The sequence below is a fragment of the Pseudomonas sp. W5-01 genome (assembly GCF_046540435.1).
GTDB classification, from domain to species: domain Bacteria; phylum Pseudomonadota; class Gammaproteobacteria; order Pseudomonadales; family Pseudomonadaceae; genus Aquipseudomonas; species Aquipseudomonas graminis_B.
The window spans coordinates 298,865-321,633 of sequence record NZ_JAXCIP010000002.1 but is presented as its reverse complement, the minus strand read 5'-3'; the positions used below and the strand labels follow the sequence as shown (position 1 = coordinate 321,633).

Genomic DNA, 22,769 nt, shown 5'->3' with positions numbered 1-22,769 from the left:
TGATCCCGAAGCACTGCTGTCGTTTATTTTGATTTATTAGATTACGGCGGATGGGTACGTTGGGTCCATGAACACTTCAAACGAACTGACCAACGCGAGCCTTGCCCTTCCGTCCCCACGCCGGGCGATTCCCTTGCCGCTGCTCGAAGCCGGGCTGGTGATCATCTGGAGTTCGGGCTTCATTGGCGCGCGCTTCTCCATCGATTACGCGCCGGCGTCCCTGGTGGTGTTCTGGCGCTGCCTCCTGGTCACGCTGATTCTGGTGCCCTTCGTCGCCAGACAGCTGCGCCAGACACCGCCTGCGGTGCTGCTGAAAAACGCCGGCATCGGCCTGCTGGCCATGGCCGGTTATCTGTTCGGTGTGACCGAAGGCATTGCCCTGGGTGTGCCCGCCGGGCTGGCAGCGCTGTTCGCCGATCTGCTGCCAATCGGCATGGCTGTGCTGGCGGCCGTGGTGCTCCGCCAGCGATTGACCCGCGGCGTATGGATCGGATTGCTGATCGGTCTGGCGGGCGTGATGCTGGCGACCGACGACGCGCTGGCCTGGGGCAGCGCACCCCCATGGGCCTACGCCCTGCCCGTGCTGGGCATGCTGTCACTGGCGGTCGCCACGCTGTGGCAAAAACACTCCCCAGACCCGCAGGCGCTGGGCCTGCTGCCCAACCTGTGTTTGCAGTGCTTCGTCTCGACCTTCGTGTTTGCCCTCGTTGCCGGACTGCACGGGAGTCTCGCGCCCGTGCCCAACGCAGGTTTCGCGATGAGTGTGCTGTGGACGTCGGTGTCGACGGTCGGCGGCTACGGCCTTTACTGGATGTGCCTGCGCCGGGCCACGCCGACGCGAGTCGCCAGTGTGCTTTACCTCAGTCCGCCACTGACGCTGCTGCTGGCCTGGGCCCTGTTCGACGAACCGCTGTCGTGGCTGATGGCCTTGGGCATGGTGGTCTCGGGGGTCGGCATTGGTCTGGTGATACGCGGCGAGGCGCGACAGGCGTCATGAATTAGCCGGTCCTGCGCATCGCTCACCACGCTATCGCGACAAATCAAAGCGACAGCTGGCTCGTGGTTGCCCATCAAATCAGCGACTCCAGCCCCCGCAGCAAACCTTTTAACGTCAGCGCAGCGCGCGCGGCAAGCAGCGTGCCGGCGACATAAGGCTGGGCACTGGAGCCAGCCTCGTGGCGGATGACCAGTCGCTCGCTTTCTGTCGCATGGATGCTTTCGACTGCGAGAACATAGGAAGGCAGATACACGCTGTGCAACTGGACTGCATGACTGCCAGAACCGATTGGCACCCCCCTGCCCCCTACCAAGCCTTTCAATTTTTCGAGCGGGATCGTGGTGGGCGCCTGGCGCAGTGCGGAAAGTGCTTCTGCGAGCTCCCGACCGGTGCCCGTAGGGACGTCTTGTTTACGCGCGCTGGCGTACTCGACAACTTCTACGTCAGCCAGATAGCGCGCCGCTTCGAGCGCGAAGCGTTTCAACAGCGTGCCGCTGATGGAAAAGTTGCCCGCAGCGACCACACCAACACCGTGCTGCCGGGCCAAAGCATCCAACGCCTGGAGCTCGATTTCGTCGAGGCCACTGGTCCCGATCACAAGCGCTCTTCCCGCTCTGATGACAGCGGGCGCGTGAGTACGAACACCTTCGGTATTCGTGTAGTCGATGACCACATCCGATGGCAGGTTCAACGCTTCATCGAGCGTACCTACAATGGCAATACCGGTGGCGGGTAAGCCGAGAGCAGTACCCATGTCTTCACCGGCACGGCTGCGAGAGACACCTGCGACTACCTCGACGCCAGGCGTTTTGATTGCTTCACGAAAAATAGCTTGCCCGACCCAACCAGTCACTCCAGCAATAACGATTTTCACAGGTCCATTCCTTTTTTTGCGCACAACACTTCTAAGGCTAGCCATGAGGCAGGATTCGGTTCCAGGCCGCTAAAGTGCCTGGGTCTTCATCGGCAACAATGGCGACGCACCGAAGATTAGAGCGCTGGTTAAGAAGGAAAAAGCGCTGTAGCGTTCGAGCATCTGTAACCGGTGGTTAGGAATATGAATAAATTGCAGTCGATGCAGGTGCTGCTTGAGGTGGTAGACGCAGGCAACTTCAGTGCCGCTGCTCGCCGTCTGGGTTTGTCTGCGGTTATGGTGGGAAAGCACGTACGGCAGCTGGAGGAGTTACTCGGCATGCGATTGCTGGAACGAAGCACTCGCAGTCAACGCTTGACCCAGGCGGGCAAGGTGTATTGCGAGACAGCTCGCGGGGTACTCAACCAGATTAAACTGGCCGAAAACACCATTGAATCCATGCACGCGAATCCGCGAGGCATGATCCGCATCAGCGCGCCACACAGCGTGGGAGCCACATGGATTGCTCCGTTGGTTACCCGCTATCTACGCCTCTATCCCGCCGTGAAAATCGAACTCATTCTGAGCAACGCTTATGTGAACCTGATCGATGACCAATTTGACTTAGTCGTTCGGGTAGGGGCGCTGCCCGATTCAGAGTTGGTCGCACGCCGGCTTCCGCCCTACCAAATGGTGATCTGCGGAGCGCCGGACTACTTGTTGCAGCGGGGCACGCCGCAGGTCCCCCGCGACCTCGAGCGCCACTCGTGTCTTGGACACTTGTCTGTCTATGGCTGTATTCAATGGCCGTTACACAACGCTGACGGCTACTGCTGGACGGGAGATGGATGCTTTGCTTCCAACGACAGTCATGCTCTGCGTCAGGCCGCACTGGGCGGCGCAGGTCTGATACTGCAGCCCGAACTATCAGTGATCAATGATTTATCCACCGGCCGTTTGGTGGAAGTGCTACGCGATCATCGCCCAACGCCGCTGCAGGTTCACCTGCTCTACCTCCCTGCGCGTAAAGAACACAAGGGATTTTCCAACTTGGTGGACTTCATTCTTGCCCAGACCCACAAGACCGGAAAATACGATTAGCGCCTCCCGGAAAAGAGACGGTCGTCCCGCGCTGAATCGATAGGGCCTGGCACTGACTTGCGGCGCCTGTAGCCCTGACGATCTTCAGGCCACCCGACGGCGCGTGACCTCCATGCGTTGGAATGCTGGGCCAATGCAGCCGTTTGTCACCCATAGCGTCGTTTTCGCCAAGACAACTGTCTCAAGGTGGGTGATACGAGTGTGCGCCGCACACCCCACCTTCTACTGGAGCGCATCCCCATGAAAATCGGCTTTTTGGGCCTCGGCAATATGGGTCAGGCCGTGGCTGGCAATCTGTTGAAAGGCGGTCATGAACTGCTGGTCTGGAACCGTTCCCCCGAGGCCGCGCAGCCACTGGTCGAGCAAGGTGCCACGGCAGTCACCGAGCCTGCCCAGGCGTTCGCCGTCGACGTGGTGTTCAGCATGCTTGCCGACGACAAGGCCCTGCGCGCGGTGCTGCTGGATGCCGGTCTGCTCAAGCAGCTCAAGGGCCCGCTGATCCACATCAACATGGCGACCATTTCCGTGACCTTCGCCGACGAGCTGGCCGAGCTGCACGCCGCACAGGGCATCGACTACATCGCCGCGCCGGTGATGGGCCGGCCGAACATGGCCGCCGCAGCGAAGCTGAATATCATGGCTGCCGGCGCTGCCCAGGCCATCGACCGGGTGCAGCCGTTGTTCGACCTGATCGGCAGCAAGACCTGGCGGATGGGCGACAAACCTTCCAGCGCCAACGCGATGAAACTGGCCATGAATTTCATGCTGGTCTCGGCCATCGAGGCGATGAGCGAAGCGGCCGTGCTGGTCACTCGCCACGGTCTGAAATCCGCTGATCTGGTGGAGCTGGCGTCGGGGACGATCTTTCCCGGGCCGGTCTACGCCGGGTATGGCGCGCTGATCGGCGACCGCACGTACGAGCCGGCGGCATTCAAGGCAGTGCTGGGCCTTAAAGACGTGGATCTGGTCCTGGCCGCCGCCAGCCAGGTGTCGGTGGAGATGCCGAGCGCCGAGATGATCCGCGCCCACTTGCAGGATGCCATCGACCATGGCCAAGGCGAGATGGACCTGGCGGTGTTGGCCGAAGTCGCAGAGCGGCGCAATCCGCGCTGAGTGCTTTTTCGGTTGCCGTTGATGTGAGGAGCAGACGTCAGCTCAAGGCCGGGCGACGTGAAGCCGGTGCAGGGTGATCTTGCGCACTTCCTGCTTGCTGATTTCGATGTGCCGCGTGAGCAACTGCTGGGCCTGCGCGGTCTGGCGATTGAGCACGGCGACGAGAATCTGCCCGTGCTCGTCGTAGGTCGTCTCGATGCGCGCCGCCTGGGTGAAATCCAGGCGGCGAATGATGCGGACCTTCTCGGTGATCTCCAGGTGCAGGCGCGCCATCTCGGTGTTGCCTGCCGCCTCCAGCAGCGCGCAATGGAAACGCTCGTCCAGCGCTGAGACCTGCTGGGCGTCTTGCAGGCGTTCGGAGGGGGTGACGAGCCAGGTGTGTTTCAGTTCATCGATGACCGGGTGTTGCTCCAGATCCAGCGCTTCAAGGCGCGCCAGTGCCGCGCACTCCAGCACGATGCGCACGTCGTACAGCTCTTCGAAATAATTGAAATCGAACGCCCTCACCCGCCAACCGCTGCGGAAATACACCTCCAGATAGCCCTCGCGCTCCATCCGATGCAGCGCCTGTCGCACCGGCGTGCGGCTGGCTTGCACGCGCTCGGCCACCTCGCCTTCGCTAAAGCGATCCCCGGGCAGCAGGCGAAACTCGAAGATGTCGTCCTTGAGCTGCTGATAGATGCGCTCGGCCATGTTGTCCGGGCGACGTTTGGGTGTCTGTGAAGGGATGATGGCCGGGGTGCTCCTTCGGGTGATCTTTGCGCCTGACGCGACGGCGTTTCGAGGCTGCGTCAGGCGTCGGGTCAGGCTTTTTTCAGGCTGCCGATGTACGCGCGCCAGCCACCGAACGAGGTGATGTCCAGCGCGCCGTCAATCGCCCAGGGTTCGCAGATGAAGCCCTTGACGCTGCGACCGTCCTTCAGCGTCAGGGTGCCGATGCCCAGCGGCGCAGGGATCTCGGCCACGAACTCGCCAAAGCGCGCCAGCGGGATGTCCCACAGTTCCACGATGATCGATGCACCGCTTGCGGATTTCACAAGCCCCGGTTTGGGCGGCACGGTGCCGGGCAAGGCGTAGAGCCGGTAGTCGCCTGCCGTGAGCGTCTGTTCGACGAGCACGGCGTCCCGACGGGTCAGCTGCGCGTTGAGCGGCATGCCGGTCAGGTGCGCGCCCACCACGGCAACCCGCACGCTGCCCCGCGGCGCAGTCGCTGGCGATGCCGTGGGCGAAGGAAGTGAGCGACCTGTGGCGCCCAGTGGCAAGCCGACGTTTTCCTGCCAGCGCTGGCCAAACCGGGCGAGCGCAGTGTCGTGCCAGGCCGGCGCAATCAGCGTGATCCCCGACGGCAAGCCATCGGCGCGTAGACCGGCGGGCAATGCCAGGGCCGAGAGGTCCGCCAGGTTGGTGAAGTTGGTATAGAAGCCGAACTGCGAGTTGTACAGCACCGGTTCGGCGGCCATTTCCGCCTGGGTGCGCAGGGTCGCGGACGTGGGCACGACCAAGGCGTCGAACCCGACCAGCGCGTCGTTGATCTGCCGGCTCAATGTGGCGCGCAAGTACTCGGCCCGGTAGGCGTCACAGGCACTGTAGGCCAGACCACTTTCGACGATGCCACGCACCACCGGGTTGATGGCGTCGGGGTTGGTTTCCAGCATCGCGGTCAAGGCGACTGTGCGTTCGGCCACCCACGGGCCGTAATACAGCTGCTCGGCCAGGGCCTTGAACGGGGTGAAGTCGATGCGGGTAATCTCGGCGCCCATGTCGCTCAATCGGTGCAGCGCCTGTTCGAACACCGCCTGATTGTGCGTATCGCCGAAGAATTCCAGGGTGTCCGGCACGGCCAGCTTCATCGCCGCGCGAAAGCCCACCGGCGCCGTGCCCGGGTTGTGGCGGGAATAGGCGTCATCGCCATCGAAGCCTTCGGCCAGGCCGGCGACTTTATGCGCGTCGTCTACGGTCAGCGCGAAGATGGAAACGCAGTCCACCGTCTTGCACGCCGGCACCAGCCCGGTGTTGGGCAAGCGGCCCTTGGTCGGTTTCAGGCCGACGATGTTGTTGAACCCGGCGGGCACCCGACCCGAGCCTGCGGTGTCGGTGCCCAACGAAAATGCCACCAGCCCCCGTGCCACCACCGACGCCGAGCCCGAGCTGGAGCCGCCGCTGACGTAATCAGGGTTGAAGCTGTTGGGCACGGCGCCGTAAGGCGAGCGGGTGCCGACCAGGCCGGTGGCGAATTGGTCGAGGTTGGTCTTGCCCATCAAAATCGCCCCGGCTGCGCGCAGTCGGGCCAGCACCGTCGCGTCCTTGCTTGCGGTGTAGGCAAACTCCGGGCACGCCGCCGTCGTCGGCCACCCGGCGGCGTCGATATTGTCCTTGATCGCGAACGGCACGCCGTACAGCGGCAGTTGGGTGATGTCGCCGTTGACTGCAGCAAGACGCTCGCCGAGCGCATCGAGCTGCTCACTGATCTGCGCCTGACTGGCACGGGCGATCCAGGCGGTGTCGGTTTCCGGGTAGGCGCTGGCGAACGACAGCAGCACGTCAGGCGACAACTGCCCGGTCTGGTAGGCCATCAGCCACTCGTTGATCGTCCAGCCGATAGGAGCGTTTTGGAGGTCATGCATGGGGGCATCCATCTTGTATCCAAGTTTGGATTCAACGAAAGCAAAAGCCGGGCCACTGGGGTGGAAGGTCCGGATTGCTTGGGTACAACGGACTTTGCGGTTTAATTCGCAGGTTCGCGTGCGCCTGAACGAGGCACACCGTGCAGGGTTTTGGTGCCGCCTCGCACACCACGATCACATAGTGGGACCAGCTTCAGCCGGATGGGCGTCCGGCGTCACACCAAAAAAGTGATGGCGAACACGCTGGCCTCTTCCCGGCTAAAGCCAGTCCTACAAAAAGCATCGCGTGCATCCAGTAGGACCGGCTTCAGCCGGGAAGCTGTTGATCTTGATCTTCGAACACAAAAGGCCCAAACACCGCCAATCGCGACTTGGGTGCAGGCTGAACGTAGACGACGCGCAGTGGGCCGAGCCGCATGGATGCGGCGAGAGCGCCGTCAGGACATGGATGTCCGTTCGGCGCGGGCCCACGGAGCGTCGTCGGAGTGAGGGAACCCGACGAAGTCGGGCCTAACCAGGAGCAAGCACCCTTGGTTACTTGGGGTGCTTTTCCAAGTAACTCGCCGAAGGCGAAACCGGAGGCCGTTAGGCCGACCATTGCAGCCGCACCGCGTATCCCGGGGACAGATTAATTTACGATGAAGCGCTGTAAATAAATCAGTCCCCTTCACCGTCAGAGTCCCCTTCACCGTCAGGTCAGGTATTTCCTGAACCAATCCACCGTCCGGTTCCACGCCAATGTCGCCGCAGCGTCGTCATAACGCGGTGTCGAATCGTTATGAAACCCGTGGTTGGCGCCTTTATAAATATGCGCCTCATACGTCTTCCCCGCCGCCTTCAACGCCGCCTCATACGCTGGCCAGCCGTCGGTGATCGGCTTGTCCAGCTCCGCGTAATGCAACAACAGCGGCGCCTTGATCCGGCTGACGTCTTCAGCCTTGGGCTGCCGGCCATAAAACGGCACCGCCGCCGCCAGCTCCGGATAAGCCACGGCAGCAGCATTTGAAACACCGCCGCCGTAACAAAACCCGGTAATCCCGACTTTCCCGGTGGACGCGTGATGGGCCATCAGCCATTCGATGCCGGCAAAGAAATCGTTCATCAGCTTCTCGGGATCAACCTTCTGCTGGAGCTCGCGGCCCTTGTCGTCATTGCCCGGATAGCCCCCGACCGATGACAAACCGTCAGGCGCCAAGGCGATAAAACCGGCTTTGGCCACCCGCCGGGCGACGTCCTCGATGTAAGGATTCAGGCCGCGATTCTCATGCACCACCAGCACCGACGCGACCTTGCCGTCGGCTTTTGCCGGCCGCACCAGATACCCGCGCACCTGGCCGTGACCTTTGGGCGACGGGTAGGAAATGTATTCAGCAATGATGTCAGGATCGGTGAATTCGACCTGCTCGGCGAGCGCGTAATTGGGGCTCAGCGACGCCAGAATGGTCGTCGCCGCAAGCCCGCCCACAGCGAACACGGCCGCGCGATCGAGAAACTCCCGGCGGTTGATCTTGCCGTGAACGTAATAGTCGTAGAGCTCAAGCAATTCCGGGGCGAAGTCTTTGGCGGTGAGACGGGTCATCTGTGCGCATCCTCATCGGTTGTTCAACGGGCACAGGCCTAGAACCGAGCGCCTGAACGTGCCGCAGCGAGCCCTCAGTAAAGCAGTATTTCGCCAGCCTGTATCACGCCGCGACGCGACGGCACCCCACTTTCAAACGCTCCCTTTCCAACATGCTCGATGTGGGCTAGCCTGAGCGTCGCAGTTGTACGACGACGTACAAAGCCACCTTTCTTAAGAAATGGCCGCTGCATGCCGCTTCCATCAACAATAAAAAAGGATGCACTCATGACCCGACTCAAACTGACCCTCGGCTTCTTGTGCCTGTTTTCAGGCTTCGTGGCCGCCGCCCCTTCTGCCGATGAACAAGCCGTCGCCAAGGCCGTCGACAACATGACCCAGGCGATGCTGCACAAAGACATTGCCACCCTTGGCGCGCTGACTTCGGACAACGTCACCTACGGACACTCCAGCGGCAAGGTGCAGAACAAGGATGAATTCATTGCCGACATCGAAACCGGTCGCAGCGGCTTCAACACCCTGGAAATGAAAAACCAGAAAATCAACATGAACGGCGACACTGCCCTGGTGCGCAATCACTTTTCCGCCGAAGCCGTGAACAGTGGCAAGGTCGTGCCGACCGAGATCGAAAACTTTCAGGTCTGGCAGAAACAGAAAGGCCAGTGGCTGCTGATCGGACGCCAGGCGTTCAAATTCTGATGGCGTGACTTCAACGTCTGGGCCGACCGGGCGCCTGAGAGGGTCAGGCGCCGGTCGGCTACATGTCTGTTTTTACCGCCCGTTGAGCTACAACGCTTCCAACTCCTGCAACACCGCCAGCACATTGCGGGTCGAGCGCTCGACGCTTCCCGCACGGTGCGCAATGCCCAACTCCCGCCACAACGCCGGCTGCAACGGACGCATGACAATGCGGCTTTCCGGCGGCGGCGTGGACGCCTCATGGGGCAGCAACGTCGCGCCATAGCCCGCCCCCACCAGACTCTTGATGGCGTCGTTGTAATTGAGCTGAATGCGCGGCGTCGGCTGCGGCCCCTCGCCGGCGAACCACTCCGCCACCTGACGGGACAGCCGGGTGGTGGCGTCGTTGAGAATCAGCGGCTGACCGGCAAGCCAGCTCGGCGTGATAACCAGCGGGCAATCCCAGCGCGCCGGCAGAAACGCCATCACCGGGTCGCGCCGCCACGACTGTATCGACAGGCCCTTGACCGGCGCCTGGGGCAACGCAATCACGCCAATGTCCAGGCTGCCGTCCGCGAGTTTTTGCAGGGTCTGCTGCGACGTCAGCACCGCGACCTGCACGTCGATGCCGGGGTGCAACTGCTCCAGGGTTTCCAGCGCCTGGGGCAGCAATTGCGCGATAACGCCGGTGGACGCCCCCAGTCGAACCCGCCCGGCCAGCCCTTTGACCTGACGCTCGACGTCTTCCAGCGCCTGTTCGGCGTCGGCCAATAGACGCCGCGCGCGCTCGATCAGCGTATCGCCGATGGCCGAAGGCTGAACCCGCCCACGGGTGCGCGAGAGCAATACGCCGCCCACCCGTTGCTCAAGATCGGCAATGTGCAGACTGACCGTCGGCGGCGCGAGATTCAGCACCCGCGCCGCTTCGGCAAACGAGCCGTGGTCGGCGATGGCCACCAGGGTGCGCAAACGATCCAGACTGATTTCCCGCACTGGCCCATCCTTCCTTCAGAAAAGATGAAGTGTACCGTCATCAAATTCAACTTTCTCTATCAACGATAGCGCTTGAAGATGTCAGTCATTGACGACCTTCAGCGGAACTTCAAACTCATGTCCACCCCCATTGTGTTCATCGACGGCGACCAAGGCACCACCGGCCTGCAGATTCACCAGCGCCTGCAAGGCCGCACCGACCTGCACGTGGTGACGCTGCCGGCCGAGCATCGCAAAAACCCGGCCAGCCGCGCCGCCGCGATCAACGCCTGCGACATTGCCGTGCTGTGCCTGCCTGACGAGGCCGCCCGGGATGCGGCGGCGAGCATTACGAATCCGGAGGTGCGGGTCATCGACGCCAGCTCTGCGCACCGCACCCACCCCGACTGGGTCTACGGTTTCGCGCAGATGAGTGACGCGCAGAAACAACGCATCGCCACCGCCCGCCGCGTCAGCAATCCGGGCTGCTACCCCACCGGGGCGATCGGTCTCCTGCGTCCGTTGCTGGAGGCGGGTCTGCTGCCGCGCGACTACCCGATCAGCATTCATGCGGTGTCAGGCTATTCAGGCAAGGGCCGCGCCGGGGTCGATGAATTCGAAGGGCCGGACGCTGCCCAGGCGATCCCGTTTCAGATTTACGGCCTGAGCCTGGCGCACAAGCACGTCCCGGAAATCCAGCAATACAGCGGCTTGAGCGAGCGGCCGGTGTTCATTCCGGCCTATGGCGCGTTTCGTCAGGGCATCGTGCTGACCATCGCGCTGCAAACGCGCTTGCTGCCCCACGACGTGACCGGCAAGACGCTGCATGCTGCGCTGGCCGAGCATTATCAAGGCAGCGGGTACGTCGAGGTGATGCCGATGGAGCAATCGCGCGCGCTGAGCGGGATTGATCCGCGCCAGCTCAACGGCACGGATAACCTGCGGCTGATGGTGTTCGAGAACGAGGGCCACGTTTTGCTCGCCGCCGTGTTCGACAACCTGGGCAAGGGCGCGGCCGGGGCGGCGGTGCAGAACCTGGATTTGATGATTGCGGGTGGCTGACTGACGTTCGACCCATCGTGCGTTACAGCCATCTCGCGTCGACGCTGCCCAGCTCGCCCGCCGGTAAATCCCACTGCGTCGGGGTGCCTTCAATCACTCCAGCGGGTGTCAGGCGCAGCGCCGGGCCCCACGCGGTGAGCTCAATGTCAGGGGAATAATCCCTCGGATTCAGCGGGTGCAGGGCTGCAGGCGGCGCGTCGGCGGGCGTGAACGACAGCAACGACAACGCCGTTCGCGCCAGGGATGCCCGAACTTGAACGCCGTCGCCGGTGATCAGTCGCTGAGTCAACCCGCGCACCGCTGCCGCCGCCATCAAATACCCCGTGGCGTGATCCAGTGCCTGCACCGGCAGCGGCACGGGCCGGTCACTTCCCGCTGCGACTTTGCCGGCGTCGGCGATGCCGCAACTCATCTGCACCAGGCTGTCGAAACCCCGTCGCTCCCGCCATGGGCCGGTCCAGCCGTAGGCGTTCAGCGAGACATCCACCAGACCGGGATTGAGCGCCCGACGGCGTTCGGCACCGAGGCCCAGCCGCGCGAGGGCATCGGCGCGGTAGCCGTGAACCATCACGTCCGCTTCGCTGATCAAGCCCTCCAGCACTGCGCGGTCGGCAGGGTCGCGCAGGTCCAGCCGCGCGCAGCGTTTGCCCAGCACCACTTCGGGCACTGTGCCAGGCTCGTCCCAGCCAGGGGGATCGATGCGCAAGACCTCAGCGCCGAAACCGGCGAGAAACCGCGTCGCCACCGGGCCGGCCAGGATGCGCGTGAGGTCGAGCACGCGGATGCCGCGCAAGGGGCGTTCGCGTGGGGCGATACATTCAGGTCGCGCAGGTTTGGACTGATGCGGCCCACCCGGTCCCACTGGCGCTTCGGTGCGATGCAGCAAGGGTTCGGCAGCGACGGCACGACCCTGGGGATGTTCGCGCCAGGCAAGCGCACTGGCCATCGCGGCGGCACAACCCTGGTTGCCCACTACCGCGCTTTCCAGCTCATTGGCCTTCCAGCACAGCACGGCCTGACTGACCGCGTCGCGCTCGGGGGCGGTGTTCAGCACGGCAAGCGCGGCCTGACGATGGTGCGGGGTGTTGGTGTGCAAACGAATCCAGCCATCCGCCGCGCGGTAATCCCCCGCCACCGCGTCCCACTGCGCCGGCAGCGACCAGCCTTGGGGCTGCAGAGACGTGGCGAACCAGAATGAGGCCAGGCGCCGATCAACCGTGATCGGCGGCAACGTGCCGTGGGCCTGATCGATCAACTCGCCTACCGCCAGATGCGCGGCAGCGATGGCCGCTGTGGCGAAATCGGTTACCGGAAATGCCGAGACCAGCGCGCCTTCGCCGCTGATCTGAAGATGATCGAGATAGCGAGACTCGCCGCCGAGGGCCAGCCAGAATTCACGCAGGAAATGCGAGCAGGCAGTGTCGGAATGGGCAGTGGGCATAAGGCGGCGCTCTCGGAAGTGGTGAGAGCAGCCTAGCAAATGAGTGTGAGAAGGGGCGTGAAGCTGGCGTATCTGCCGCTGGAGATGCAGCTAATGCACTGGCCTCTTCCCGGCTGAAGCCGGTCCTACAAGACCCCGCAGTGCCTGAGACATTCACCCACCCAACAAAAAATTCCCCGGCCGGCTGCCCTCGCCCGCTTCCAAAACCGGCACTTGCGCGTCGTCCTTCAGGCTCACGCCGGACAATTGCCGGCGCCAGGCTTCGCGCATCAGGTACAGCAACTTGTGCGCCGCCATCGCGTAACTCATCCCCTCAAGGCGCACATTGGAAATGCAGTTGCGCGCAGCGTCGTTCAGGCCCACGCGCGGTGCGTAGGTGAAGTACAGACCGAGGCTGTCCGGTGAGCTGAGGCCTGGCCGTTCGCCGATCAGGATCACCACCATGCGCGCCTTGAGCAGTGCGCCGATTTCATCGGCAACGGCGACCCGGCCCTGTTCCACCAGCACCACCGGCGCCAGGCTCCAGCCTTCCGCTGCCGCCATTTCATCGATGCGCTCCAGCATCGCCGGGCTGTGACGCTGCACCGCCAGCGCAGACAAGCCGTCTGCGACCACCAGTGCCAAATCAAATCCTTCAGGATGCGCAGCCGCGTAATCCTTCAGTTGCTCAGCCGACGCCTCGGACAAGCGCCGCCCCAGATCAGGCCGTTGCAGGTACATATGGCGGTCGGTGGCTGAGCTTTGCACGGTCAGCGTTTCCCGGGACCGACCCGCCAATTGCTCAGCCAGCGCCCCGTGATCGAACCCCAGATGCACGGCATCGCGGGCCTGGGCGTGGGCGAACTGGAAATCCAGCTGCGCCGCTGTGGGCAGGCTGGTACCGGCATGCCCGAGGGCGATTCGCGCCGAGGTCAACGAGCGCAACTGCTGCCAGGCATCGGCGTGTGCGGGGGATTTCTTGTCATCGCTCATGGCTCATGCCCTTGTCTGAACTGCTGATCAGCGACTAATTAAGTTGCGCCAGCGCCTTGCGAAACAGCGGCGGCACGCCCTGCCCCAGCCGCACGCCGCCGTCATCCTGACGCAGGATGTCCATGCGCGTCAGCCATTCTTCGAACTCCGGCGCCGGGCGCAGACCGATAGTCTTACGTGCATACAAAGCGTCGTGAAACGAGGTGGTCTGGTAGTTGAGCATCACGTCGTCGGACCCCGGAATGCCCATGATGAAATTGATTCCCGCGACGCCGAGCAAGGTCAGCAGCACGTCCATGTCATCCTGATCGGCTTCGGCGTGGTTGGTGTAGCAGATGTCGCAACCCATGGGCACGCCGAGCAGCTTGCCGCAGAAATGATCTTCAAGCCCGGCGCGAATGATCTGCTTGCCGTTGTACAGGTATTCCGGGCCGATGAAGCCGACCACGGTGTTGACCAGAAACGGGTTGAAATGCCGCGCGACCGCGTAGGCCCGGGCCTCGCAGGTTTGTTGATCGACGCCGTGGTGGGCGTTGGCCGACAAGGCGCTGCCCTGCCCGGTTTCGAAATACATCAGGTTGTCGCCCAGAGGCCCGCGCTTCAGGCTCAGCCCAGCTTCGTAGCCCTCGCGAAGGATTTCCAGGCTGATGCCAAAACCGCTGTTGGCCGCTTCGGTGCCGGCGATGGACTGAAACACCAGGTCCAGCGGCACACCTTTTTCGATAGCGGCGACCGAGGACGTGACGTGGGTCAGCACGCAGGACTGGGTGGGAATCTCGTAATGACGAATGACGCCGTCGAGCATTTTCAGCAGTTCGCTGATGGCGCTGACGCTGTCGGTGGCCGGGTTGATGCCGATCATGGCATCGCCGTTGCCGTACAGCAGACCGTCGAGCACGCTGGCGGCGATGCCGGCCGGGTCATCGGTGGGGTGATTGGGTTGCAGCCGGGTGGACATACGCCCGCGCAGGCCGACGGTGTTGCGAAAGCGGGTGACGACACGAATCTTCTGTGACACCAGCACCAGATCCTGCACGCGCATGATCTTCGACACCGCTGCTGCCATCTCCGGGGTCAACCCCGGCGCCAGGGCCTTGAGGCTGGCTTCGGTGGCGTCGTCCCCCAGCAGCCAGTCGCGAAAGCCGCCGACCGTGAGGTGGCTGACCGGGGCGAAGGCCGCGCGGTCATGGCTGTCGACGATCAAGCGGGTGACCTCATCCTCTTCGTAGGGAATCAGCGCTTCGGTGAGGAACCGCTTGAGCGGCACGTCGGCCAGGGCCATTTGCGCCGCCGCGCGTTCGGCATCACTGCTGGCGGCCACTTCGGCCAGGAAGTCGCCGGAGCGCGCGGGGCTGGCCTTGGCCATGAGTTCCCGCAGGCTGTCGAAGCGCCAGACCATGCCACCGATGCTGTGGGAAAAGCTCATGCACACCTCTTCATTCGAACCGCGTGATTAACCGGTGACCGCGACCGACGCACTGCGCCCGCGCACCATTTTGCAGAACAGCGCGCCCACGGCCATCAGGCAGATGAATATGGCGCAGATCAGCAGGTTGAACCAGACCATGGCGACGAGGCACACCACCGCCAGTACCAGGGCGATGCCCGGCACGATCGGATAACCCGGCGCGCGGAAGCTGCGCTCGAGGTTCGGTTCGCTGCGGCGCAGCTTGAACAGGCTGAGCATGCTGATGATGTACATCACGATAGCGCCAAACACCGACATGGTGATCATCGCCGCGGTCAGTGTCATGCCCTGCAGGTTGATCACACCGTCACTGAGGATCGCGATGATGCCGATCACGCCACCCGCGAGGATGGCGCGGTGTGGGGTCTGGAAGCGCGACAGTTTTGCCAGGCTCGGCGGCAAAAAGCCCGCCCGTGCCAGGGCGAAGAACTGCCGCGAGTAACCGAGGATGATGCCGTGGAAACTCGCCACCAGACCGAACAGGCCGATCCACACCAGCATGTGCATCCAGTTGGAGTTACCGCCGACTACCGCTTTCATCGCCTGTGGCAGCGGGTCATTGATGTTGGCCAGCGTACGCCAGTCGCCGACGCCGCCGGCGAAGATCATCACGCCGATCGCCAGCACCACCAGGGTCAGAATACCCGCCACGTAGGCACGCGGAATGGTGCGTTTGGGGTCTTTGGCTTCTTCAGCCGCCATGGCCGCGCCTTCGATGGCCAGGAAGAACCAGATGGCAAACGGGATCGCCGCGAACATGCCGCTGATGGCCGGCAGGCTGAAGGTGTCGGAACCGGCCCAGCCGCCCAGGACAAAATTGCTGAAGCTGAAGCCCGGCGCGACAACGCCCATGAACACCAGCAGTTCGGCCACCGCCAGGATGGTGACCACCAGCTCGAAGGTCGCGGCGATGCTCACGCCCAGGATGTTCAGGGTCATGAACACGAAATACGCGCCGATGGCCGCCACCCTTGGGTCCAGGGACGGGTACTGCACGTTGAGGTAGGCGCCAATGGCCATGGCGATGGCCGGCGGGGCGAAGACGAATTCGATCAGCGTCGCCAGCCCGGCGATCATCCCGCCGGTGACGCCGAAGGCACGCAGGCTGTAGGCAAACGGGCCGCCCGCGTTGGGAATCGCAGTGGTCAGCTCGGTGAAACTGAAGATGAAACAGGTGTACATCACCGCGACCATCAGCGTGGTCACCAGAAAGCCCAGCGTCCCGGCAGTGCCCCAGCCGTAGCTCCAGCCGAAGTATTCGCCGGAAATCACCAGGCCAACGGCCAGCCCCCACAAATGCAGGGTTCCCAAGGTGGGTTTGAGTTGTGAAGCAATCATGAGCGTGTACCCCGGTAGCCAGGCGACGGTATTTGTCTGACGTCGAGCATAGTCACAGCTGACGGGCGAAGGCTTGACCGTACGGCGCGCGGTTTGTCGTCTGCGGTCAAGTTTTGGGGGTATCTGCCGGGGGTGCGCCACGCTGGCGCGTAAAAACGGCCCGGTGCTTTATTGGGGGTCACGATTGCAGGTCAGTGTAAGGCTGCATTTCCGGGTCGGCGTGGCACCGTACTTCCCAAAACCCTGGTTGCCGGATGAGTCGCCGGGTAGCACCGCGCCTCTTGTGGGAGCGCGCTTGCTCGCGAAGCCGTCCGCCCAGCCGAGATGCGATCAAGCCTCCACAGCTGAATGGCAGGCCGGCGCGTGGGTGTCGGAAGGCGTGCTGAAGCCATGAAGGTATGACATTTGCTTGCACACTTTGCCTACACACCGTCAGAGCCTTCACCCCCATGCTCCAGACCCTCGTCCCCGCCGCCGCATCGAACACGCCCGCCGCCAGCAATCGCGGCGTGCTGTCCGCTGCTGCCAACGGGCTCGATGGTTTTATCGTGCAGCACGGCGGTGATCTGGACCGGGTGTTCGGCCGCTCCGGCATCGACCCCGAGCAACTGCTGCACCCGACCCTGAGCCTGCCACTGACCAACTACTGCAAAGTGCTGGAAGAAGCCGCCAACCAGACCGGCTGCGACAATTTCGGCCTGCGTTACGGCCAGCAGTTCCGCCCACAGGCGCTGGGTCTGCTGGGCTACATCGGCCTGTGCTCGGCGACGCTGGAAGACGCGCTGATCAATTTTTCCGCCGCCTTCCCCTTCCATCAACATAGCACCCTGATCGAACTGGTCGATCAAGGCGAGTGCTACCGTTTCGACTATCAGGTGCGCCATGGCGCGATCGCCGAACGCCGCCAGGACGCCGAACTGACCATGGGCATGGCGCTGAACCTGGTGCGCCACGTGCTCGGCCCGGACTGGGCACCTCGGCAGGTCGCCTTCGAACACGCCAAACCCCAAGGCTGGCACGAACACCGCGACGTCTTCCGCGCGGACGTGTGTTTCGGGCAGCGCTGCAATTCACTGCTGATTCCCAAGGGCGATGTCGTGGGCAAGGCCATGCCCGGCAGCGACCCGGTCTTGCTGATGCTGATCAAGGACGCGATCCGTCAACTGGGCGATACCGGCAGCGGCACAAGCAACGGCCACGAGGCCACGCTCCTCGACCGCGCCCGCCAGACCCTCCTAGCCACCCTGCACTTGGGCGAGCCGGCGCTGGACGAGATCGCCCTCACCCTCGGCCTGTCCGAATGGACCCTGCAGCGCAAACTGCGCGAACACGGCATCAGCTTCACGCAACTGGTCGACCAGATCCGTCAGGAGCTGGCACTGAATCACCTGAAACAGCAGAACCTCAGCATCACCCAACTCGCCTCGCTGCTCGGCTACTCGGAAACCAGCGCGTTCTCTCGGGCGTTCAAGCGATGGTTCGGGGTGAGTCCGAAGCAGTGGCGGGGGGGTGATTGCCGGGTTTGAAACGCCGACGGCCGGCTTTCCTTGTTTTTCCAGACAGCTCCGGTCATGTGGGAGTGACCGGGGTGGCGCTCCACCTTGCTCATGAAAGGGCCCAAACATTCAGCCACTTTCTCTGGTGACTGACAGGAAGCCTTCGCGAGCAAGCTCGGCTCCCACAGGTAAATCAGTTCCAGCGGGCAGCGCGGCGTCTGGATCAGAAGCGCCCTCTACTTACGCCCCAAATCCTGCAACCAGTCATTCATGTTCCCCGGCAGCAGCAGTTCGTGCCGGGCGCGGGAGCTGGCGGTGTAGAGCAGCGAGCACACGCTGGCCAGTGAATGCGTCGAGCCTTCACGCGGTGGGCGCATGAGGTCGCGGGAGAGCAACACAGAGTCGAACTCCTGGTTCTTCACGTCTTCGACTTTCGCCAGTTTGAGAATGGCGGCCGGGTCGTTGCAGAACCTTTGGGTGGTGTCGATGAAGTCCTGCAGCCGGTTGCCCTGGCCGAGCCACTCGTGCATCGCCTTGAATTCATGGCTGCCGCCCATGGCCGAGGCCAGCGCGTCCCAGTAGGCGAAGCGGAAGATCAGCCGGTGTTGCGGGCGCAGGTCTTCACGGTAGAGCAGGTCCAGGCCTTTGACGAACAGCGTGAGATTTTCAAGGGTGCGCGGCGGCATTTGAAAGCGCGCGCCGGCTTCGGTCAGGCGCTTGAACCAGGCAAACAAGCCCCATTCGTTGGCGACCAGAATCGTTGTGGGTTTTTCCGGAATCGGCATGACGCCGTGGCCAATGACCCGCGTCGGGTGCGGTGCGCGGCCCACGAAGCCTTCCTTGATGTCGCTGGGGTGCAACTGAATCATCGGGTTGAGCACGTCGGCCATTTGCTTGCCAGCGCGGATCGACTGGGTCATGAAACGCTGGCGAATGAAGCCGCCGTGGCGCGGGGTCTTGCCGCTGAGCTGCTGGAATTCGTCGCCCAACGTAATGACCGCCTGGGGACTGCGATCAAGGATCTGCACCATCGGCGACGTCAGTTCGTGGCTTTCGTCGATGATGATGTGGCTGTAGTTCTCAGGGATCACTTCACTGGTCAGCGCCAGGAACTTGATCCGGTGGCTGTTGCGGATTGGCAGACGAATGTGCGGCGCCGACGGCCTGACCGTCTCGCGCCAGAGCAGGCGGCTGTATTCCAGCAGCAGGGCGATGTCCGCCTGACTCGCTGCGTGCCCCAGCGACGGCAAGTGCCGCGCTTCGATATTCGCCAGCGGCGAGAGGCTGAAACTGTGCACGGTGGCGCGACAGACCCGGGCCACTTCACGGGGCTGCAGCTTGCCCACGGCTTGCAGGTTCAGCCACTGCGCCACTTGCCGGTCATCGACCAGTGAACTGGCGCCGGTCCGCTGAATGTCGGTGTTGCGCCAGCCGCGCGCGGTCAAGTCGCGGTTGAGCAGCAGGTTGGCCATGTGGCCAAACGTGCACGCATTGATCCGCGCGTCGGGATTGGCCTGACGCACCCGCGCCTGAAGCGCGCTCACCTGGCCCGGAAAGGTCGCCATGAGCAGGGTCTTTTCCGGGACCAGGACCTCGAAGAACTTCGCCAGCAGATACGTCTTGCCCACCCCGGCGTAGGCCTGGAGGTGGAACGACTCTTCGTTGCAGACCTTGAACTCGTCGAAGATCCGGCTCTGCTGATCGCTCAGGCGCAGGACATCGCCGGACGGCATCACGACCTCGCGGGTCAGGGGTTCGAGTTTGGCGCGATGGCGCAGGCCAAAGCCGAAGTCCCACTGCCCTTCCCCGTCGAGGTAATCCTGCTGCTCAATGTCCGCGTCTTCGAGCAGACTGACGCCGGCGACTTCAAGCACCGAGAGCCCTGCGGCCAAATGGTCGACTGTGAACCTGCCGCGCACCAGATCGGCAAAACGACCGCCCGCTTCTTCAACGGAAGCGGCCGCGCGCAGGACATCATCGAGCATGCGTTCGAGCTGTTCGACGGCGGTGTTTTGCGCGACCAGCGCCTTCAGATTGAGCAGCAGCATCAGCGCGGCGAGTTGCGGCCGGCCCGCCTCACTCAGGAAATCGTCCAGCGATTCGCCAGCGGCCAGGCCCTTGCACACCTCTTCGGTCAGGGGCAAAAACAACGACGGCGGGGGCGCGAAGGCAGCGGGTGATCTCATTGCGGGCGTCAGGTCCTGGGCGGCGCGTGGGCGCGGGCAGTCAAAAAGGAGCACAGCTTACTCCTGCCGCCCGATCACCGCCCACTTGCGTGTTGCCGCTACCGGCCAGCCTCAGTTGTCCTGCGGGCAGTTCTGGGCAACGGTTTCGTAGTTCAGGGTCTGCTGCTGACCTTGGGAATCGAGGTAGCGCAGGTGGGCATTGACCACGCCGCACACCGGCGTCGAATCGACTTCGGTGGACAGGGCCTTGGCGATGTCCAGGTGATCGCCGTACATATAAGTGTGCGCTTGAGCAACGGGTTGGGCTTGTGCGGTGAGAGCGCTGAGGCTCAGGGCGGCAAACAGGGTGGCGATGCTGAGGTTCTTCCAATTCATGATGTGCTCCGGTATGCAAAGGGTCGTTCGGTTGGGGTTCGAGACGGTGCGTCTGTCGTCTCGATGGGTCCCATTGAACGCCCCGCAGGTATCCCGCTTGTGTCGCGAACGGCTGGAAAATCATCCTCACGTGTCAGAGCCCGCTGCAGATACACAGCGATACATTCGCGCCGAAAACCCGCCTTTTGCATGCCCATGTATGCCCGGCAGCGCCAGATACAGTGGAATACAAACGCCCGCAGGCAAGTCACGCGCGACTGGTTAAGATGCGCCACACATCAATGAACGCGGGAGCAGCGGCAATGGAGCACGTCGATCACATTCTGATTGTCGATGACGATCGCGAGATTCGGGAGCTGGTCGGCAACTACCTGAAGAAGAACGGCCTGCGCACCACGGTGGTGGCGGACGGCAGGCAGATGCGCGCGTTTCTGGAGTCGACGCCCGTCGACCTGATCGTGCTCGACATCATGATGCCCGGCGACGACGGTCTGCAGCTGTGCCGCGAGCTGCGCACCGGCAAGCACAAAACCACACCCGTGCTGATGCTCACCGCCCGCAGCGACGAAACCGACCGCATCATCGGCCTGGAAATGGGCGCCGACGACTACCTGGTGAAACCCTTCGCCGCCCGGGAACTGCTGGCGCGGATCAACGCCGTGCTGCGCCGCACCCGCATGCTGCCGCCGAACCTGATCGTCACCGAAGCCGGTCGTTTGCTGGCCTTCGGCAAATGGCAGCTGGACACCACCGCCCGCCACTTGCTCGACGCCCAGGGCACAGTGGTCACCCTCAGCGGCGCGGAATACCGCCTGCTGCGCACCTTCCTCGATCACCCTCAGCGTGTGCTGAGTCGCGATCAACTGCTGAACCTGACCCAGGGCCGCGACGCCGATCTGTTCGACCGCTCCATCGACTTGCTGGTCAGCCGCTTGCGTCAGCGCCTGGCCGACGACGCCCGCGACCCGGCCTACATCAAGACCGTGCGTAACGAGGGTTACGTCTTTACCTACGCCGTGGAAATTCTCGGGGAAAGCCCATGAAGCTGAGCTTCGGATGGCCGCGCACCCTGGCGTCACGGCTTTCGCTGATTTTCCTGATCAGCCTGGTGCTGGCCCACGGGCTGTCGTTTGGCCTGCAATTCTATGAGCGCTACCAAAGCGCAATGACGCTGATGCTGGGCAATCTGGAGCGGGACCTGAGCACCGCCGTGGCCGTTCTGGAACGCTTGCCCGCCGACGAGCGTCAGGCCTGGTTGCCACGGTTCGAGAGCCCCAATTGTCGCTACATCCTGGGTGCCGGAGAGACCGGCGCGCCGATGAATATGAGCACAGCGCCGATATCCGTGCATTCCATGCAGCGCAGCCTCGGCCGTGATTACGCGCTGACGTTCACGGACATTCCCGACACCCGACTGCACTATCAAGCGCACCTGACGCTGAAAGACGGCAGCCCGCTGACAATTGACATGCACCCGCGCATCACGCCGCTGTCACCCTGGCTGCCGTTGCTGTTGATCGGCCAACTGGTGCTGCTGTTTGCCTGCACCTGGCTGGCCGTGCGCACGGCCATTCGCCCGCTGACGCGCCTGTCCCACGCCGTCGATAACCTGGACCCGAACGGCGAAGGCATTCGCCTGGATGAAACCGGCCCGACCGAAGTGGCCTTCGCCGCCGTGGCGTTCAACACCATGCAGCAACGAATTTCGACCTACGTGAAGGAGCGCATGCAACTGCTGGCGGCAATCTCCCACGACCTGCAAACGCCGATCACCCGCATGAAGCTGCGCGCCGAGTTCATGGACGATGGCATCGAGAAGGACAAGCTGTGGAGCGACCTGAGCGAGATGCAGCACCTGGTGCAGGAAGGCGTGGCGTATGCGCGCAGCATGGACACATCCACCGAGACGGCGCGGCGCGTGGACATGGATTCATTCCTCGACAGCCTGGTGTTTGACTACCAGGACGTCGGCCGCGACGTGCAGTTGCACGGCAAAACCGGCGCCGTCATCGACACCCGCCCCCACGCCCTGCGCCGGGTACTGGTCAACCTGACTGACAACGCGTTGAAGTTCGGTGGGGCGGCGGAGATTCAGGTCATTGCCCACGCCGACCAGAGCCTGTCGCTGCACGTGCTCGACCGCGGGCCGGGCATCGCCGAAGGGGAATTATCGGAAGTGCTGAAACCGTTTTACCGCGTGGAAAGCTCACGCAACCGCGACACAGGCGGTACCGGCCTGGGCCTGGCGATTGCGCAGCAATTGACGATCGCGTTAGGCGGCACGTTGAGCCTGACCAACCGCGAAGGGGGTGGGTTGTGCGCGCAATTGAAACTGCCCGCGCGGATAGCGACGGGGGCGGTGAAGATCACGGATATTTAGAGGGTGGTGACGATGAGCATCCCTGGTGGGACCGGCTTCAGCCGGGCAGAGGCTGGTGTGAGCGCTGAACATTCTGCAGTGTGACGGCTGACGCATTCCCGGCTAAAGCCGGTCCCACTGATAGCACCGCGTGC

Annotated in this window: 20 protein-coding genes; 8 read left to right on the top strand and 12 right to left on the bottom strand. The window is 63.2% G+C overall.

Translation table 11 applies throughout. From position 1 onward, the window contains the following. Positions 1-67: 67 nt before the first annotated feature. The gene (locus SLW75_RS06805; protein ID WP_410933989.1) at positions 68-997 is read left to right on the top strand and encodes a DMT family transporter; all 930 of its coding nucleotides are present in this window, start codon (positions 68-70) and stop codon (positions 995-997) included. 73 nt (positions 998-1,070) lie between these two features. Here SLW75_RS06805 and dapB read toward each other — a convergent pair whose 3' ends face one another. Beyond that, positions 1,071-1,871, bottom strand: coding sequence for a 4-hydroxy-tetrahydrodipicolinate reductase (gene dapB, locus SLW75_RS06800; protein WP_410933988.1), 801 nt, complete (start codon positions 1,869-1,871; stop codon positions 1,071-1,073). A gap of 183 nt (positions 1,872-2,054) precedes the next feature. Between dapB and SLW75_RS06795 the strand changes: the two genes are divergently transcribed. Both SLW75_RS06795 and SLW75_RS06790 read left to right on the top strand, forming a co-directional pair. Beyond that, the gene (locus tag SLW75_RS06795) at positions 2,055-2,951 is read left to right on the top strand and encodes a LysR substrate-binding domain-containing protein (RefSeq protein ID WP_065988754.1); all 897 of its coding nucleotides are present in this window, start codon (positions 2,055-2,057) and stop codon (positions 2,949-2,951) included. 240 nt (positions 2,952-3,191) lie between these two features. Beyond that, the gene (locus tag SLW75_RS06790) at positions 3,192-4,064 is read left to right on the top strand and encodes an NAD(P)-dependent oxidoreductase (RefSeq protein WP_410933987.1); all 873 of its coding nucleotides are present in this window, start codon (positions 3,192-3,194) and stop codon (positions 4,062-4,064) included. A gap of 42 nt (positions 4,065-4,106) precedes the next feature. Here SLW75_RS06790 and SLW75_RS06785 read toward each other — a convergent pair whose 3' ends face one another. The 4 genes from SLW75_RS06785 to SLW75_RS06770 all read right to left on the bottom strand — a co-directional run bounded on the left by SLW75_RS06785 (position 4,107) and on the right by SLW75_RS06770 (position 8,536). Then, positions 4,107-4,757 carry a GntR family transcriptional regulator gene (locus SLW75_RS06785; protein ID WP_410933986.1) on the bottom strand — a complete coding sequence of 217 codons (651 nt, stop codon included), beginning with the start codon at positions 4,755-4,757 and terminating at the stop codon, positions 4,107-4,109. Between the two features lie 110 nt (positions 4,758-4,867). Next, on the bottom strand, positions 4,868-6,688 hold the full coding sequence (atzF, locus tag SLW75_RS06780; protein ID WP_410933985.1) for an allophanate hydrolase: 1,821 nt from the start codon (positions 6,686-6,688) through the stop codon (positions 4,868-4,870). Positions 6,689-7,379: 691 nt separating this feature from the next. Beyond that, the gene (gene yghX / locus SLW75_RS06775; protein ID WP_192130125.1) at positions 7,380-8,267 is read right to left on the bottom strand and encodes a YghX family hydrolase; all 888 of its coding nucleotides are present in this window, start codon (positions 8,265-8,267) and stop codon (positions 7,380-7,382) included. Positions 8,268-8,341: 74 nt separating this feature from the next. Continuing rightward, positions 8,342-8,536, bottom strand: a complete 195-nt coding sequence (locus SLW75_RS06770; protein ID WP_410933984.1) for a hypothetical protein — start codon at positions 8,534-8,536, stop codon at positions 8,342-8,344. Here SLW75_RS06770 and SLW75_RS06765 point away from each other — a divergent pair. Then, on the top strand, positions 8,535-8,966 hold the full coding sequence (locus SLW75_RS06765) for a nuclear transport factor 2 family protein (protein ID WP_410933983.1): 432 nt from the start codon (positions 8,535-8,537) through the stop codon (positions 8,964-8,966). The two genes, SLW75_RS06770 and SLW75_RS06765, sit on opposite strands and share 2 nt — an antisense overlap. Positions 8,967-9,053: 87 nt before the next feature. Here the strand turns inward: SLW75_RS06765 and SLW75_RS06760 are convergent, their stop codons facing one another. After that, positions 9,054-9,938, bottom strand: coding sequence for a LysR family transcriptional regulator (locus tag SLW75_RS06760; protein WP_410933982.1), 885 nt, complete (start codon positions 9,936-9,938; stop codon positions 9,054-9,056). Positions 9,939-10,055: 117 nt separating this feature from the next. Between SLW75_RS06760 and argC the strand changes: the two genes are divergently transcribed. After that, positions 10,056-10,979 carry an N-acetyl-gamma-glutamyl-phosphate reductase gene (gene argC, locus SLW75_RS06755; RefSeq protein WP_410933981.1) on the top strand — a complete coding sequence of 308 codons (924 nt, stop codon included), beginning with the start codon at positions 10,056-10,058 and terminating at the stop codon, positions 10,977-10,979. 22 nt (positions 10,980-11,001) lie between these two features. On the opposite strand, the gene SLW75_RS06750 is transcribed toward argC, so the two are convergent. From SLW75_RS06750 to eat, 4 genes are all read right to left on the bottom strand, one after another. Then, complete coding sequence (locus SLW75_RS06750) at positions 11,002-12,420, bottom strand: CoA transferase (RefSeq protein ID WP_410933980.1); 1,419 nt, start codon at positions 12,418-12,420, stop codon at positions 11,002-11,004. A 153-nt stretch (positions 12,421-12,573) separates the two neighbouring features. Further along, the gene (gene eutC, locus SLW75_RS06745; RefSeq protein WP_410933979.1) at positions 12,574-13,392 is read right to left on the bottom strand and encodes an ethanolamine ammonia-lyase subunit EutC; all 819 of its coding nucleotides are present in this window, start codon (positions 13,390-13,392) and stop codon (positions 12,574-12,576) included. 34 nt (positions 13,393-13,426) lie between these two features. Beyond that, a complete protein-coding gene (locus SLW75_RS06740) occupies positions 13,427-14,818 on the bottom strand; it encodes an ethanolamine ammonia-lyase subunit EutB (protein WP_410933978.1) in 1,392 nt (463 codons plus the stop codon). Positions 14,819-14,845: 27 nt separating this feature from the next. After that, positions 14,846-16,198 carry an ethanolamine permease gene (gene eat, locus SLW75_RS06735; RefSeq protein WP_410933977.1) on the bottom strand — a complete coding sequence of 451 codons (1,353 nt, stop codon included), beginning with the start codon at positions 16,196-16,198 and terminating at the stop codon, positions 14,846-14,848. Positions 16,199-16,647: 449 nt separating this feature from the next. Here eat and SLW75_RS06730 point away from each other — a divergent pair, with 449 nt between their 5' ends. Next, positions 16,648-17,724, top strand: coding sequence for an AraC family transcriptional regulator (locus SLW75_RS06730; RefSeq protein ID WP_410933976.1), 1,077 nt, complete (start codon positions 16,648-16,650; stop codon positions 17,722-17,724). A 206-nt stretch (positions 17,725-17,930) separates the two neighbouring features. Here SLW75_RS06730 and SLW75_RS06725 read toward each other — a convergent pair whose 3' ends face one another. Continuing rightward, the gene (locus SLW75_RS06725) at positions 17,931-19,880 is read right to left on the bottom strand and encodes a hypothetical protein (protein WP_410933975.1); all 1,950 of its coding nucleotides are present in this window, start codon (positions 19,878-19,880) and stop codon (positions 17,931-17,933) included. Between the two features lie 111 nt (positions 19,881-19,991). After that, on the bottom strand, positions 19,992-20,255 hold the full coding sequence (locus SLW75_RS06720; RefSeq protein WP_065988652.1) for a DUF2790 domain-containing protein: 264 nt from the start codon (positions 20,253-20,255) through the stop codon (positions 19,992-19,994). 302 nt (positions 20,256-20,557) lie between these two features. On the opposite strand from SLW75_RS06720, the gene SLW75_RS06715 reads away from it, so the two are divergent. Then, positions 20,558-21,298 (top strand): response regulator, encoded by a 741-nt coding sequence (locus SLW75_RS06715; RefSeq protein ID WP_410933974.1) that lies wholly within the window; start codon positions 20,558-20,560, stop codon positions 21,296-21,298. Then, complete coding sequence (locus tag SLW75_RS06710) at positions 21,295-22,635, top strand: ATP-binding protein (RefSeq protein ID WP_410933973.1); 1,341 nt, start codon at positions 21,295-21,297, stop codon at positions 22,633-22,635. The genes SLW75_RS06715 and SLW75_RS06710 overlap by 4 nt, the downstream gene beginning before the upstream one ends. Positions 22,636-22,769: the final 134 nt, after the last annotated feature.

Excerpts from the sequence above, each read along its gene's own strand:
- SLW75_RS06805 (WP_410933989.1), top strand. The coding sequence starts at position 68 with ATGAACACTTCAAACGAACTGACCAACGCGAGCCTTGCCCTTCCGTCC.
- SLW75_RS06795 (WP_065988754.1), top strand. The coding sequence starts at position 2,055 with ATGAATAAATTGCAGTCGATGCAGGTGCTGCTTGAGGTGGTAGACGCA.
- SLW75_RS06790 (WP_410933987.1), top strand. The coding sequence starts at position 3,192 with ATGAAAATCGGCTTTTTGGGCCTCGGCAATATGGGTCAGGCCGTGGCT.
- SLW75_RS06785 (WP_410933986.1), bottom strand. The coding sequence starts at position 4,757 with ATGGCCGAGCGCATCTATCAGCAGCTCAAGGACGACATCTTCGAGTTT.
- atzF (WP_410933985.1), bottom strand. The coding sequence starts at position 6,688 with ATGCATGACCTCCAAAACGCTCCTATCGGCTGGACGATCAACGAGTGG.
- yghX (WP_192130125.1), bottom strand. The coding sequence starts at position 8,267 with ATGACCCGTCTCACCGCCAAAGACTTCGCCCCGGAATTGCTTGAGCTC.
- SLW75_RS06765 (WP_410933983.1), top strand. The coding sequence starts at position 8,535 with ATGACCCGACTCAAACTGACCCTCGGCTTCTTGTGCCTGTTTTCAGGC.
- SLW75_RS06770 (WP_410933984.1), bottom strand. The coding sequence starts at position 8,536 with ATGAGTGCATCCTTTTTTATTGTTGATGGAAGCGGCATGCAGCGGCCA.
- argC (WP_410933981.1), top strand. The coding sequence starts at position 10,056 with ATGTCCACCCCCATTGTGTTCATCGACGGCGACCAAGGCACCACCGGC.
- SLW75_RS06750 (WP_410933980.1), bottom strand. The coding sequence starts at position 12,420 with ATGCCCACTGCCCATTCCGACACTGCCTGCTCGCATTTCCTGCGTGAA.
- eutC (WP_410933979.1), bottom strand. The coding sequence starts at position 13,392 with ATGAGCGATGACAAGAAATCCCCCGCACACGCCGATGCCTGGCAGCAG.
- SLW75_RS06740 (WP_410933978.1), bottom strand. The coding sequence starts at position 14,818 with ATGAGCTTTTCCCACAGCATCGGTGGCATGGTCTGGCGCTTCGACAGC.
- eat (WP_410933977.1), bottom strand. The coding sequence starts at position 16,198 with ATGATTGCTTCACAACTCAAACCCACCTTGGGAACCCTGCATTTGTGG.
- SLW75_RS06730 (WP_410933976.1), top strand. The coding sequence starts at position 16,648 with ATGCTCCAGACCCTCGTCCCCGCCGCCGCATCGAACACGCCCGCCGCC.
- SLW75_RS06725 (WP_410933975.1), bottom strand. The coding sequence starts at position 19,880 with ATGAGATCACCCGCTGCCTTCGCGCCCCCGCCGTCGTTGTTTTTGCCC.
- SLW75_RS06720 (WP_065988652.1), bottom strand. The coding sequence starts at position 20,255 with ATGAATTGGAAGAACCTCAGCATCGCCACCCTGTTTGCCGCCCTGAGC.
- SLW75_RS06715 (WP_410933974.1), top strand. The coding sequence starts at position 20,558 with ATGGAGCACGTCGATCACATTCTGATTGTCGATGACGATCGCGAGATT.
- SLW75_RS06710 (WP_410933973.1), top strand. The coding sequence starts at position 21,295 with ATGAAGCTGAGCTTCGGATGGCCGCGCACCCTGGCGTCACGGCTTTCG.